Genomic DNA, 12,290 nt, shown 5'->3' with positions numbered 1-12,290 from the left:
TATGCGGAATCGACATCGGAATCGACCGGCGGACGATCCGGTGATGACGGCGACCGGGCTTGATGAACCCTGTGATCTGGAACACTATGGTCAGATCGGAGGAGAGAGAATGACCGATAGTGCACCGTTCGTTGACCGCGAGCGCACGGACCCTGAACCGGCGACCGTGGCGTTGAGTACCCGCGATCTGACGAGTACCGAGCAGCGCGCGCTGTGGTCGCAGACGTTGGATTCCACCTACTGCGAGATGGCTGTCGACTGGCCCTCGGGTAGCGACGGTTTTGCCGCGGACATCGTCGCGCGACCGGTGGGCAGTATCTCGGTGAGTGTGGTGCGCGCCGACCCGCACACGGTGGTCCGCACGCCGTCGATGATCGAGTCCGATCCCGGTGATGATCTGTTGCTATGTCTCATCACTCAAGGGACCGCGACGATTGCGCAGTCCGGGCGAAGCGGTGTGCTGTGTGAAGGTGCGTTCGGTTTCGTGGATTCCGCACAGCCGTTCGTGGTGCGTGGCGAGACCACTTTCGAGCAGATCGTGGTACGGCTGGGCCGTGATCTGCTCGCCCCTCAGGTTGCCGAGAACCGACTGGACAACTCACTCGGCCAACGATTCTCGGCTGAGAAAGGCATTGATCGGGTGGCGTCGAATCTGTTGGTGGACCTCGCTTCACACGACGACGACTTCACCGCCGGCGACCTGACCGCGGTGACGTCGGCAGTCCTCGACGTGGTTGCCGCAGCGGTGAATACACGAGTTCCGGCGGCAACACTCATCGAACGCGCACATGATGCCGACCTGCGCGTGGTGCAGCAGGTGATGGTGCGAGAGATCAGCAATCCCGATCACCGGCTCACCGATGTTGCGGGCGAGGTCGGTATGTCGGTGCGGTATATCCACAAGCTGTTCAGCGCCGCCGGCACCACCCCACGAACCTGGTTGTACGCGCGGCGTTTCGACCGAGCGCGGTCGCTGCTGTTGCAGACCGACCTGCCCGTCGCCGACATTGCCGAACAGCTCGGCTTCCGCGACGTCTCGCACTTCAGCCGGGCGTTCAGCAAACACTTCGGGACCAGCCCGGGCCGCTACCGCACCGCCGGGTCCTGACTGTTCGACGGGGCATCATTCGCCGACGTCGCGGCCCGCTCCGCGATCGTCACGTCGCCGGCGGCAAAGTGCGTCGGTGGCACTTCCCGGACCACCACGCGGATGTTGGCCGCCGGCGCACCGACGGCTCGTTGGGCAGCCGCGGTCAGCTCGTGGATGAGCGCGCGGATCTGCTCGTCGGAACGCCCTTGTGCCAGCGTCACATCGATGAACGGCATGTCACCCTCCCGCAATCGTGATCGAGCCCAGCGAGGTGAAGTGGGCGGCCACCCGCGCGCCTTCGGGCACGGCCACCGCATCGGTCATGCCGCCGGTGAGTACCGTCCAGCCGGCCTCGAGCGTGTGGCCACGAGCGCCCATGGTGTTCGCGGCGAACGCAAGCGCCTCCGCCGGGTGGCCCAGAACCGCTGCGCCGGTGGCACTGTCGATGACGTGACCGTCGACTTCCAGGAGACATGCCTCCAGGCCGAGGTCCAGGTCGGCGGGTCTATGTGGCACGGGTCCGGTCACGTACACACCCGACGAGTTGTTGTCGGCGACGGCATCGGCGAGGGTGAACTTGAAGCCGGAGTAGCGGCTGTCGATGATCTCGATGGCGCCGACGACCGTGTCGACCGCGGCAAGCGCCTGCGCGGCCGTCACACCCGGTCCCTTCAGTGGTCGTTTGAGCACGAAGGCGATCTCGGGTTCGGCCCGTGGATGAATGAGCTGGGCACGCGGCACCGGCAGACCGGCAGGCAGCACCATCGCGTCGGTCAGCCATGCCACCGACGGCACATCGACACCCATCTGCCGCTGCTTGGCGCGTGAGGTGAGGCCGAGTTTGACGCCGGTGATCACCTCACCCCGCGACAACCGGTCGGCCAATGCCACATCCTGTGCGGTGTAGGCGATGTCCAGATCGAGATCAGGCCATTCGGCCTGGATGGACGTGCGGGCGGTGCGGGTGCGTTCGGCGGTCAGCAGGATGTCGGCAACGCGGGCCGCACTCCACTCTGTGGCGGTCTCCGTGGTCATCGGTCTTCCTTTCCTGCGAGAACTGCGGTGACGCTGCCGACGCCGGCGATGTCGGCGACCACCGCATCACCCGGGGCGATCGGCACGGCCTTGGTCATCGATCCGGGCAGGACGACGTGTCCGGGTTCGAGTGTCACGCCGAGCGGACCGACGGTGTTGGCGAGCCACACCAGAGCGTTGAGGGGTGAACCCAGCACAGCCCCGCCGGCGCCGGTGGCGATGAGCTCGCCATTGACGTGCAGGGTGCAGCCGGCCAGCCGTAGGTCGACATCGGCGAGCCGGACCGGGCGGCTGCCGAGTACCACGCCACCGGAGGAGGCGTTGTCGGCGACGGTGTCGAAGATGCCGATCTGCCAATCCTGGATGCGGGAGTCGACGATCTCCAGCGCGGGCAGGCAGAAGTCCACGGCCGCCGCAGCTTCCGCGACGGTAACGCCGGGTCCGCGCAGCGGCTTGGCCAGTACGAACGCCACTTCGGGTTCGATGCGCGGTTGGATGAATGTGTCCGCGGGAATCGGCTGGTGTTCAAGGTGGAACATTCCCGCGGTGAGGTGGCCGAAGTCGGGTTGGTCGACATTCATCTGGCGCTGGATGGCGCGGGAGGCAAGCCCGACCTTGTGCCCTTTCACCACGTCGCCGTCCTTTACCCACGACTCGACCTGGGCGAGTGCGATCTCGTAGGCCGTCGACAGCGGGGCGTCGGCGAAGCGTGCGGCGATCGGTGAGATCGGTTGGCGGGTGCGGTAGGCCGTCAGCAGGGCGTCGGCCGCCCACTGCACATCAACGGTCATCGGATCTGCTTTCTGTGGAAGGGTCAGCCGGCGACGGCGCGCAGGCTGGGGTCGTCACGGTCCTGGCCGAACGGCTTGTCGACGGCGGCCACGAGCGACTTCGAGATGGCACCGGCTGCAGCGATGACGGCCCGCCGATACTCGTGGTGGCCGGCTTTGAACCTGGTCTCGGGCGCGGTCATGCTGATGGCGGCGACCACCACGCCCATCTCATCGCGGATGGGCGCAGCGACGCAATGCACCTCGGCGACAGCTTCTCCGGAGTCGTAGGCACAGCCGTTGCGCAGCACCGCCCCCAACTCGCGCTGCAGGTGGGCCGGGTCGGTGATGGTCGACGACGTGAATCGGCGCAGCGGCTTGTCAATGATGTTGCGTTCGATCTCGGCGGTGTGACAGTGCGCCAGCAGCACCTTGCCGACGGCGCTGCAGTGCGCGTCCAGGTGGGCGCCGACTCGTGCGCCGTTCACATTGATGACGTGGTTGCCCAGCACCTTGTCGACGTACATGACGCGGTAGCGCTCCATGATCGCCAGATGTGTGGTCTCGCCGTACTCCTCCGACAGGGCCTGCAGAATCGGTGCCGCGCAGGTCTTCACGTCGACGGTGCCCTGCAGAGTCTGATTGAGTTCTACCACCCGCCAGCCGATCCGGTAACGACCGCGCGATCTGCACTGCAGTAAGCCGATGTCGACGAGTGACGCCAGCAAGGCATGAGCGCTCGATCGCGGCAGCCCGAGTTCACCGGCGACCTCGGTGACCCCCCACTCCGGCCGCTGCACGGTGAACAGGTCGAGGACCGGGCCGATCTTCTGGACGGTTTGCAACGCGGCCATGTCCTAGAACCCCCAGCCGTCGGAGGTACCCTGCAAATCCAGGGCGCGGAAGCTGCCGGTGTAGAACAGCAGCGGCCGTCCGTTGTCGTACCAGAGTTCCTCCACCTGACCGACATGCAGCGTGTGGTCGCCCGCCGGATGCGAGTCGATGACCGTACACGACAGGTGCACCAACGCCCCATCCAATAGCGGAACCCCTTTTCGCCAGGTGAATCTCACCAAGTCGGGTTCATGCGCGGCACCGGCGAAATGCAGCGACAGCGGTTCCTGATCGCCGGCGAGGATCGACACACCGTAGCGGCCGGTCTCGGTGATCTTGTCGTTCATCCTCGCCCGGTTGGCGATCGACACGAGCACCAGCGGCGGGTCCAGCGAGACCGAGGTGAATGCGTTGGCGGTCATGCCGTGCACGGACTCTTCGCCCGGCCCTTCGGCAGTGGTGACGATGGTGACCCCGCTGGCGAACCGTCCGAGCGCTTTCCGCATCCGCAGCGGTGTCGGGTCCAGCTCGAGGGTGTGGTCGGTAATAGTGCTCATGGCAGCCCTCTCAGCGCCGGACGATGGCGAGGTCGTCGTTGTTGATCAGGTCCGGACGGGTCCAGCCGTCGACGTTGTACTCCGACATGCACTGTTCGGCGAAGCCCTTGAGCGCCAGATCCTGCCCGGTGCCCTGGTAAGCGAACAGAGTCTGGAAGCGAACGGCTTCGTGGTCGCCGCCGTAGTTGCGTTCGTACAGTTCGTGGCGTCCCCCGAACTCAGAGCCGACAGCGTCCCACAGCAGTTTGAGTAACTGCACGCGGTCGATGGCGGCGATGCCGTTGGAGCCGCGAACGTACTGGTTGAGGTAGGGCTCGATGTCGGGGTTGCCCCAATCGTCGGCGTGGGAGTTGAGATAGATCAGACCGCTGCCGAGCACCTGCTGGATGATCTCCTTGACCCGCGGATAACCGACACCCATGAAAGTCCGGTACGCCAGGCCGTAGTTGAGATTCGGCTGCACCGCACCGTTGACCCACTCGTCGGGCGACTTGGCCATCGCATCCGACAGTCCCCAGAACATGTCGCGCCAGTTCAGGATCTCGCCGATCTGCATCTGCACACCGCGGAACCCGGCGGAGCCGGTCATCTCCACGCCCTTCATCACGCAGCCGGCGATGAAGTCCAGTTTCACCGCGAGACGGGCGCAGCCGTGGAACATGAAGCGGTTCAGGAAGCCGGATCGCATCACGAAGTTGTTGGAGGTGTCGACGTCGTAGGCGAAGACGTTCTCCCACGGCACCAACACCCGGTCGAGCACCATGATGGCGTCGTTCTCGTCGAACCGGCTCGAGAGCGGATAGTCGAAGGGTGTTCCCATCACCGCGGCGTTCATCTCATACGAGGTACGGCACAGCAGTTTGAGGCCCTTCGAGTCCATCGGGATGGTGAAGATCAGGCCGTATTCCTTCTTGCGCAACGGCAGTCCGTAGTGCGCGATGAAGTTGGCGTTGGTGATGGCCGAACCCGTGGCCACCACCTTCGCACCGGAGACGATCAGGCCCGCATCGGTTTCGTCGACCACGTGCACGCAGACGTCGGCGGTCTCGTCGGCGGGCTTGTCGCGGTCGATCGGCGGGTTGACGATCGCGTGATTGAGATAGAGCATCCGTTCCTGCGACTTCTTGTACCAGTCCAGCGCGTTCTGCTTGTACTCGCCGTAGAAGTCGGCATTGGCCCCCAAAGTGCCCAGGAAGGATGCCTTGTAGTCGGGTGAGCGGCCCATCCAGCCGTACACCTCTCGCTGCCAGGTGACGATCGCATCGCGCGCAGCGACCAGATCATCCGCCGAGTGCGCCGTCTTGAAGAACGGATGGGTGAAGCCACCGTTTCCGGTGTCGGTGGGTACCGCCAGCACACCGTTCGCGTCAGGCTGATGCATAGCGTCATACATCCGGGCGATCGACCGCGCCGAATTCCGGAATGCCGGATGCGTGGTCACATCATCGACGCGTTCTCCGCGAAAGTAGATCTCCCGGCCGTCCCGCAGCGATTCCAGATACTCTGCGCCGGTCATGGGGCGGACGTCGTTCTCCTCGGATGCGGTTGCTGCCGGGTTCACGGTTGCGGGTGCAGATGTCACGGAACAAACCTCCTGGTACGGACCGACGATGTGCCCGATCGGCCGGGTCATCGGTCGAATCTGTTGCGTGGGTGCCGAAATGACAGCCACTCGCGGGGCCGTGACGTTTCGGTGTATGTTGGCCGAGCCACGTCCCTGTGACGTAGAACACTAAGAGGCGGAGGTGTGGCGCGGAATGGCTGAGAACGAACAGTCACATGGCGGATTGCGCACGGCCGACACCGACGATGTCGTCGAGCTACGAACCGGTGATCTCGATTCAACCGAAGGGCGAGCCGAATGGGCGCGCACGATCGGCCAGCTCTACGGCGAGATGGACGTGACCTGGGACAAACCCACCGAGCGCTACGACGCCGAGTGGGGCGGGCGCGCGTTTGGTCGGCTCCACGTGAGCGCGATCCGGTCCGACGTCCAGACCGTCGTCCGGTCACCGGCCATGATCCGCGACAGCGGAGAGGATGGCTACCTGCTGCTGATGGTGACCGACGGCGCGGTGGAGGTCACCCAATGCGATCGGACGGCAGAACTAGGGCGCGGCGCGTTCGCGATGGTGAACCTCAACCGACCCTTTGTATTTCATTCACTTGTTCCGTTTCATCAAGTGGCGGTGCGTATTCCGACGTCGCTGATGGAATCTCGGCTGCCGGCACGACTTGCCGGCCACGCGGTTGCGCGAACATATGAACCCTTGGGGGCGCCTGCTGTTCTGGGACGTCTGCTGGCAGACCTGGCCGGCAGCGACGAGTCCATGTCGCAGTCGACGAGAGCTTCGTTCGGGTCGGCCACGGTCGACATGCTCGCCGCAGCGCTGAGTGAGACGACCTCCATTGGCCCCGCGTTGACGCAGCGGGAACGGGATCTGGCGCGGATCGCCCAGATCATCTCCGATGGGCTGCACGACCCGTACCTCAGCCTGCCCGACGTTGCGGCTGCGGCCGGGATGTCGTTGCGCAACATGCAGAAACTGGTGAGTGCCACTGGACACACGCCAACCGGCCTGCTGCATCAAGCTCGTGTCGAGCGAGCCAAGAATCTTCTCCTGACGACCGACCTGTCGGTCGCCGATGTTGCGGCAGCCGTCGGATACCTCGACGTGTCGCATTTCAGCCGCACATTTCGCCGCCTCACCGGGCACAGCCCGGGGCGGTTTCGCGCGGCGAACTCCTAGTCGCTACTTTTTCCCGCAGGTGCAGTTCTCGCCACACTGGCAGTCGGGCCCGCAGGTGCAGTCGGGGTTGTCGCAGCCTTTTGTATTGTCAGCCATGCATATGAGCATACGCGCTCGCCGGCTCGCTGCGTCGTGCTCGACGCGGCCACCGCGAATGGGTGTCGGTGGGCCATACCCGCTACGCAGCAGGTTGTTCCCCATCGTTGTGCGGGGTCGGCTCCACCGACCGTCCCCGTCCGGTCAACTTCATCGTCCACCGCGGACGACGCTGTCCGGCAACAGCACTCACGGTCCGATCGCTCGCCGACCGCCCCTCGAGACGATCCGCCAACCACCCCACCGCCATCGGCCCCGACAGCGGCAGCAGCGAGTAGTGCTCGCTGAGCTGGTCGCGGACGTAGGTGACCGTGGCGCCCTGCTCGCGGTAGCGGGCGACCTGACCGTCGATGTCGTCGACGGCGATCACCTCGTCGTGCACCGCCTGCACCACCAGCAGCGGGATCGTCGGGGCGTGGGTGCCGAGCTGGAGGTCGTCCATCATCTCGACGATGTCGGGTTGGGCGAGCAGGTCGGCGAGCGGGATGTCGAGGTAGTCGTCGATGTCGTGGTGGCGGAACTGCCGCACGGCATCGAGCACCGGCAGCCGGGCGATCTCGTCGAGGTGCCGTCGCCCCTTCTCAGTGGCATGCTCGCCGATCGCCCGTTCCAGCTGCGGATAGACGCGGCGCAGGCCGGCGATCGCCATCACCGGCAGCCCGGCGTGCAGGCCACCGTTGAGCCGCATCAGCGCCGAGGCCATGTCACCGACCGGGGACCCGAGCACCGCGCCGATCAGGTTGAGCTCGGGCGCGTAGTCCGGTGCAACCTCCGCTGCCCACGACGTCGCCATCCCACCACCCGAGTAGCCCCAGAGACCGACAGGAGTGTCGGCGGGCAGTTCGTGATGCGGGAATGCCAGGGCGGCGCGGATGCCGTCGAGGGTGCGGTAGCCGGGTTCACGGGGCGCGCCCCACGCACCGACCATGCCCTCGTGGTCTGGGATGGAGACCGCCCAGCCCTTGGCCAGTGCACGACGCACCACCAGGAATTCGAACGGCGCGATGGTTCGGACCGAGTCGGCACCCTTGCGCAGTGCATACGACGGAAAGCATTGGCTCGAGACCGCGTCGATGGCGCACTGGAACGACAGCAGCATGAACCGGCCGGCGGGCGCGGGCTTGCGCGGCAGCACCACGGTGGTCGCCGCCACACCGGCGCCGCCGTGCAGGTCGGTCGAGCGGTACAGCAACTGCCACGCCTGGCTACGGTGATGCGACGCCCAGTAGTCCTTGAGCTCCACTTGGCGTGACCGGATCAGGTCGCCGGGCCGCATACGGTCCAGGTCGGCCGGGACGTCGTAGAACGCATCGTCGTTGGGTAGCAGCAGGTCGGCAGCGTTGGCCGGCCCGCGCGCGGTCTGCGTGGTCATGGTCACCTCGGTTCGGCCCTGTTGGGTGTCGATCCACGTTGATCCCCCCTGTTCAGAGCCTGTTTGTGCTGTGTTTAACGCCGTGGCCTCGACAGCGATTCCATCGACCTCGCCGCGGCGACGGTTCACCTGACCTGCGGATGTAACGCGACACCCATCGTTGCGCGATGCAACAATGACACCGCCACCGGAATCAAGCCCGCGTTCCGAGGGCGTATCCCACCGAGACGATCGCGTCATCCTGTCGGATACCTCCCCTATGGTTCAGACACCGAGAAGCACCGCGACACCGTCCCGCGAGCGGCCCACCACTGCCGCCGCACCGGTCACGTCGCACGCCTGACGAGAGGAGATGCCATGCGCGACTTCGATTTCGACGCATCTGTCGATGACGCCTGGCGTGCGTTCCGCATCGACCTGGCCGACCGGGCCGCACAGCTGCGCGCCGACGACGAGCATCATATGGTGCAGGTCCAGCAGTCCCCCGACGGCCCGCGAGGCACCCTGACGTTCACCGTCACCCGCGCGCACCGCATCCGCTGCACCGCGCATGTCGCCGACCTGCACCCCGCACCGGACGTCCACGCCGAGCAGCTCGACGCGCTGACGGCAGCCGGGTGGCGGCTGCTGCGCGACGGACGGCTGATCGTCGAGGTCAGCCGCCGCCACGTCGACCGGTTGGCGCAGGTCGCCGTCGACGCGCTGCGCGAGAACTGGGAGGTCGTGCACCCGTCCTTCCTCGAACAGGACCTTCCCATGATCCGCGAAGCGTCCATCGCCGTCGGCGCACACCCGGTGTCGCGCGAGCACCTGCTGCGGTTGATCGTGTCCGCGCTGCAGGACATCGCCGGCCGCCGCATCACCGTCGACGACGACGGCGACATCCCGCTGCCCACCGGGTCGCTCGCGTCGTGGCTGCGGGTACTCACCGAGGAGCCGACCATCGAGTTCGTCGCGACGCTGGTCGACGAGGTGCCCGACACGGCGATCGCCGCGGAGTTCATCGCCACCGAATCGGTGCGCTGGCCGGGTATCACGCTGGTCCTGCACCAGGGATCGCTGATGGCGTTCTCATCGGTCCCGATGACCGCATTCCACCGGGAGAACCTCACTGCAGCCGTCGGGCACTGGTTGCAGTTCACCGCCGAGACCGCGCCCGGCATCATCAGCGCACTGGCCGGCTCCGGCGCCGCCGCGCACGACGAGGCGCTGCCCGATCCGCTACAGACGTTGATCGTGCTCGACGAGGACGGCTCCACCCTCGACCCGCACGAGGTCGCGACGATCTGCCGCCATGACCAGTCGGCCATCCTCGACTACATCCGCACCAGCCAGGAGCAGTACCTGGAGTGGATGAAGTCGGCGGCCGAGGCCGACCTCGCGGGCGACGCCGACGAAGCGGCGGCCTGCCGACACGAGGAGCAGGCGTGGCGGGCAACCACCGAACAGTTGCGCGCGGCGTTGCGGGTGGTGGTGTTGCGCGGGGACGGGGATGTGCCGTCCCAGCGAGTGCGGTGAATCGGAGCACCATCCACGTCTACCGCTCCATCGACGCGACGGAAGACAATCGGCATCGGCTGAGCCAGGCCCCGGCAACCATCATCGCACCGAGAGCTTCCGCACCCGACGCGAACAGCTCGGTACCGCCCTCGGTCAGCGTGTCATGCAACGCTTTTGGTCCGTCGAAGGCGGAGATCAATGCAATGGCGACACTCACCTTGTCGAGATCGGTCCGCATTCCCCGATCCGGTCAGGTGGACGGTGTTCGCGGAAGAAAGAAGCGCTCGCAGTCCCGATAGCAACGTTCGATACGGAAGCTCTGTGTTCGATATCGCGGCGTGAGGTCACTACTACGTGTACGTGTAAAAGCCTTCGCCGGTGGATGTTCCGAGCTTTCCTTTGTCGATGTAGTTGGTTTTCAGGTAATCGGCGAACTGCTGCTGGATCGGACTCTCTGATGCCGCAGCGATGTTGCGGGCGGTCGTGAGACCCACGATGTCGAAGATCTGGAACGGGCCGAGTGGCGCGCCCGTACCGATCCGCCAGGTCTTGTCGACAGTCTCGATGTCAGCATACCCACCGACAAGAAGTTCCGCGGCGGCGTCGAGAAGCGGCACCAGCAGCGAGTTCAGGACGTAACCCGCCTTCTCCTTCTTGAGTTCCACCGGCACCATGCCCATGCGTTCGGCGAAGTCCACAGCGGTCTGGAACACCGCATGATCGGTGTCGCTGGTGCCCATGATCTCGGCAGTGTTCTGTGCCCAGATGTGATTGGCGAAATGAATGGCGAGGAACTTCTCCGGTCGGCCGGTGAAATCCTTGAGCGAGCTGGGCAACAGCGTCGACGAGTTCGTCGCGAAGATCGTGTGCTCGGGGGCCGATCCTCCGACCCGCGTCCATGTGTCCCGCTTGATGGAGGGATCCTCGGGCACCGCCTCGATGACGAGATCCGCCTCGGCGAGCGCGGTTGTGAGGTCGGTCGTGAGCGTGATCGACGTGGCCGTGTGACGAGCTTTGTTTGCGTAAGTCGCGCCCTCCACATCACTTTCGTAGGTGTCGGCCAACTGCTGGAATCGCGTGCCGGCCGCGGTGACGGCGTCGTCGCTGATGTCCCACGCCGTGACGTGGAAGCCAGCGTACGCTGCCTGGTAGGCGATCTGTGAGCCGAGCACCCCGGTGCCCAGAACGGTCAGATTCTCGATCGTCATGATGGTTCTCCTTGCGTGTGATGGTGGTTGTGTCTGATCGGGTGTATGGGGTCCACGTCGATGACGGAGCGACGAGAACTTCTGTTGCCGAGTATGTTCCAAACCAGAACGACGAGTGTGCCGGCCCCTGCGTAGAGACCGAGGCAGAGCAATGCGAAACCGTTGCCGGCCTGTGGGAAGTAGAGGGAGTTTCTGATGAGCTCAGCGCCTCCTCCGGTTGGGAGCCACTCGCCGAGCACCGCCCAGAATCTCGGGAGGAAGTCCCACGGGATGGACGCGCCGGAAATCGTTGCGCCGACAAGGAAATAGAACGCACCAGACAGCGATCCCACCGGCCCGAACAGCGTGACGAATCCTGCGGTGGACCCGGTGATCGCCAGGGAGACGAGCGTGTATGTCCAGAAGAGCTTCGTGGTATCCGACGAGCCGCCGACGCCGAAGAACGACGAGAACAGCAGGACGATGGCAGCCGAAACCACCGCGTAGGCGACGAGCGCGGCCACATGACCGACGCCCCGGCGCAACGATTGCGGCACACGCGGCATCAATCGTCCCAGCCCGAGCGAGGCGATGCTGCCACCGAGCGAGATCACCTGGAGGATGTAGCCCAGTGACGATCCGTTGATGTCCTCGTCGGAGAGTTCGACCACATCGACCGGCAGGGTCTGCGACATCCCGTTCTGTTCATTGACTTCGGCGGCAACTGCTTTCACGGCCGTGGCGGGCAGCGCTCCGCCCGCCCCGGCCGTGACGGCGACGACGCCGTCCGGGGTCACCTCTAAGCCGCCCGCCTCGGTCCGCTTCTCCACGGCGTCCGTCAGTGCATCGAGTGTCGGATACCCGGTGACATCGAACGATCCGTCGGACTCCAGACTTGCCGTCAGCTGTGCCGTTTGCTGGTCTGACCCGACGATGCCGATGGGCATCTCGCGCGGCGACGGCGAATGGCCGACTGCCAGATAAAACGTACCCAGGGCGAACTGGGTGAGCCCGCCCAGGAGCACCACGGCGAGCAACAGCCTACGATACTTGGCGCCGAACGTCATCGGTTCGGGTGACAGCAAGATCAATGGTGTGG

At 65.4% G+C, this 12,290-nt stretch carries 13 protein-coding genes; 3 read left to right on the top strand and 10 right to left on the bottom strand.

Going from position 1 to position 12,290, the window contains the following annotated elements; translation table 11 throughout:
- Positions 1 to 109: 109 nt before the first annotated feature.
- Positions 110 to 1,108: an AraC family transcriptional regulator gene (locus ACIGKQ_RS17550; protein WP_235721550.1), complete on the top strand. Its 999-nt coding sequence runs from the start codon at positions 110 to 112 to the stop codon at positions 1,106 to 1,108.
- Here the strand turns inward: ACIGKQ_RS17550 and ACIGKQ_RS17545 are convergent.
- From ACIGKQ_RS17545 to ACIGKQ_RS17520, 6 genes are read right to left on the bottom strand one after another with little or no spacing between them, the layout of a single operon-like run.
- A complete protein-coding gene (locus tag ACIGKQ_RS17545) occupies positions 1,087 to 1,326 on the bottom strand; it encodes a 2-hydroxymuconate tautomerase (RefSeq protein WP_235721549.1) in 240 nt (79 codons plus the stop codon). The genes ACIGKQ_RS17550 and ACIGKQ_RS17545 overlap by 22 nt on opposite strands.
- Position 1,327: 1 nt before the next feature.
- Positions 1,328 to 2,125, bottom strand: a complete 798-nt coding sequence (locus ACIGKQ_RS17540) for a 2-keto-4-pentenoate hydratase (RefSeq protein WP_396574580.1) — start codon at positions 2,123 to 2,125, stop codon at positions 1,328 to 1,330.
- Entirely contained in the window at positions 2,122 to 2,916 is a 795-nt protein-coding gene (locus ACIGKQ_RS17535; RefSeq protein WP_235721547.1) for a 2-keto-4-pentenoate hydratase, read from the bottom strand. The genes ACIGKQ_RS17540 and ACIGKQ_RS17535 overlap by 4 nt, the downstream gene beginning before the upstream one ends.
- Positions 2,917 to 2,939: 23 nt before the next feature.
- Positions 2,940 to 3,749: an IclR family transcriptional regulator gene (locus ACIGKQ_RS17530; RefSeq protein WP_396574579.1), complete on the bottom strand. Its 810-nt coding sequence runs from the start codon at positions 3,747 to 3,749 to the stop codon at positions 2,940 to 2,942.
- Between the two features lie 3 nt (positions 3,750 to 3,752).
- Positions 3,753 to 4,277, bottom strand: a complete 525-nt coding sequence (locus ACIGKQ_RS17525) for a flavin reductase family protein (RefSeq protein ID WP_396574617.1) — start codon at positions 4,275 to 4,277, stop codon at positions 3,753 to 3,755.
- Between the two features lie 19 nt (positions 4,278 to 4,296).
- The gene (locus ACIGKQ_RS17520; protein ID WP_396574616.1) at positions 4,297 to 5,802 is read right to left on the bottom strand and encodes a 4-hydroxyphenylacetate 3-hydroxylase family protein; all 1,506 of its coding nucleotides are present in this window, start codon (positions 5,800 to 5,802) and stop codon (positions 4,297 to 4,299) included.
- A gap of 241 nt (positions 5,803 to 6,043) precedes the next feature.
- On the opposite strand from ACIGKQ_RS17520, the gene ACIGKQ_RS17515 reads away from it, so the two are divergent.
- The gene (locus tag ACIGKQ_RS17515) at positions 6,044 to 7,036 is read left to right on the top strand and encodes an AraC family transcriptional regulator (protein ID WP_266061983.1); all 993 of its coding nucleotides are present in this window, start codon (positions 6,044 to 6,046) and stop codon (positions 7,034 to 7,036) included.
- Positions 7,037 to 7,214: 178 nt separating this feature from the next.
- Here ACIGKQ_RS17515 and ACIGKQ_RS17510 read toward each other — a convergent pair whose 3' ends face one another.
- Positions 7,215 to 8,504 (bottom strand): lipase family protein, encoded by a 1,290-nt coding sequence (locus tag ACIGKQ_RS17510; protein WP_396574578.1) that lies wholly within the window; start codon positions 8,502 to 8,504, stop codon positions 7,215 to 7,217.
- A gap of 357 nt (positions 8,505 to 8,861) precedes the next feature.
- Here ACIGKQ_RS17510 and ACIGKQ_RS17505 point away from each other — a divergent pair, with 357 nt between their 5' ends.
- Positions 8,862 to 10,022, top strand: a complete 1,161-nt coding sequence (locus tag ACIGKQ_RS17505; RefSeq protein ID WP_235721543.1) for a TY-Chap domain-containing protein — start codon at positions 8,862 to 8,864, stop codon at positions 10,020 to 10,022.
- Between the two features lie 19 nt (positions 10,023 to 10,041).
- Here the strand turns inward: ACIGKQ_RS17505 and ACIGKQ_RS17500 are convergent, their stop codons facing one another.
- The 3 genes from ACIGKQ_RS17500 to ACIGKQ_RS17490 all read right to left on the bottom strand — a co-directional run bounded on the left by ACIGKQ_RS17500 (position 10,042) and on the right by ACIGKQ_RS17490 (position 12,282).
- Complete coding sequence (locus ACIGKQ_RS17500) at positions 10,042 to 10,242, bottom strand: hypothetical protein (protein ID WP_235721542.1); 201 nt, start codon at positions 10,240 to 10,242, stop codon at positions 10,042 to 10,044.
- Positions 10,243 to 10,354: 112 nt separating this feature from the next.
- Positions 10,355 to 11,212 (bottom strand): 3-hydroxyacyl-CoA dehydrogenase, encoded by an 858-nt coding sequence (locus ACIGKQ_RS17495; protein ID WP_235721541.1) that lies wholly within the window; start codon positions 11,210 to 11,212, stop codon positions 10,355 to 10,357.
- On the bottom strand, positions 11,209 to 12,282 hold the full coding sequence (locus ACIGKQ_RS17490; protein ID WP_266061976.1) for an ABC transporter permease: 1,074 nt from the start codon (positions 12,280 to 12,282) through the stop codon (positions 11,209 to 11,211). Before ACIGKQ_RS17490 ends, ACIGKQ_RS17495 begins: the two co-directional genes overlap by 4 nt.
- Between the last annotated feature and the right edge of the window lie 8 nt (positions 12,283 to 12,290).

Source organism: Gordonia sp. NPDC062954 (assembly GCF_044543825.1).
Lineage (GTDB): Bacteria > Actinomycetota > Actinomycetes > Mycobacteriales > Mycobacteriaceae > Gordonia > Gordonia tangerina.
This window is presented reverse-complemented; position numbering and strand designations above follow the sequence as displayed.

What these genes read in the sequence shown, in the direction of transcription:
- ACIGKQ_RS17550 (WP_235721550.1), top strand. Translation starts at nt 110, where the DNA reads ATGACCGATAGTGCACCGTTCGTTGACCGCGAGCGCACGGACCCTGAA.
- ACIGKQ_RS17545 (WP_235721549.1), bottom strand. Translation starts at nt 1,326, where the DNA reads ATGCCGTTCATCGATGTGACGCTGGCACAAGGGCGTTCCGACGAGCAG.
- ACIGKQ_RS17540 (WP_396574580.1), bottom strand. Translation starts at nt 2,125, where the DNA reads ATGACCACGGAGACCGCCACAGAGTGGAGTGCGGCCCGCGTTGCCGAC.
- ACIGKQ_RS17535 (WP_235721547.1), bottom strand. Translation starts at nt 2,916, where the DNA reads ATGACCGTTGATGTGCAGTGGGCGGCCGACGCCCTGCTGACGGCCTAC.
- ACIGKQ_RS17530 (WP_396574579.1), bottom strand. Translation starts at nt 3,749, where the DNA reads ATGGCCGCGTTGCAAACCGTCCAGAAGATCGGCCCGGTCCTCGACCTG.
- ACIGKQ_RS17520 (WP_396574616.1), bottom strand. Translation starts at nt 5,802, where the DNA reads ATGACCGGCGCAGAGTATCTGGAATCGCTGCGGGACGGCCGGGAGATC.
- ACIGKQ_RS17515 (WP_266061983.1), top strand. Translation starts at nt 6,044, where the DNA reads ATGGCTGAGAACGAACAGTCACATGGCGGATTGCGCACGGCCGACACC.
- ACIGKQ_RS17510 (WP_396574578.1), bottom strand. Translation starts at nt 8,504, where the DNA reads ATGACCACGCAGACCGCGCGCGGGCCGGCCAACGCTGCCGACCTGCTG.
- ACIGKQ_RS17505 (WP_235721543.1), top strand. Translation starts at nt 8,862, where the DNA reads ATGCGCGACTTCGATTTCGACGCATCTGTCGATGACGCCTGGCGTGCG.
- ACIGKQ_RS17500 (WP_235721542.1), bottom strand. Translation starts at nt 10,242, where the DNA reads ATGCGGACCGATCTCGACAAGGTGAGTGTCGCCATTGCATTGATCTCC.
- ACIGKQ_RS17495 (WP_235721541.1), bottom strand. Translation starts at nt 11,212, where the DNA reads ATGACGATCGAGAATCTGACCGTTCTGGGCACCGGGGTGCTCGGCTCA.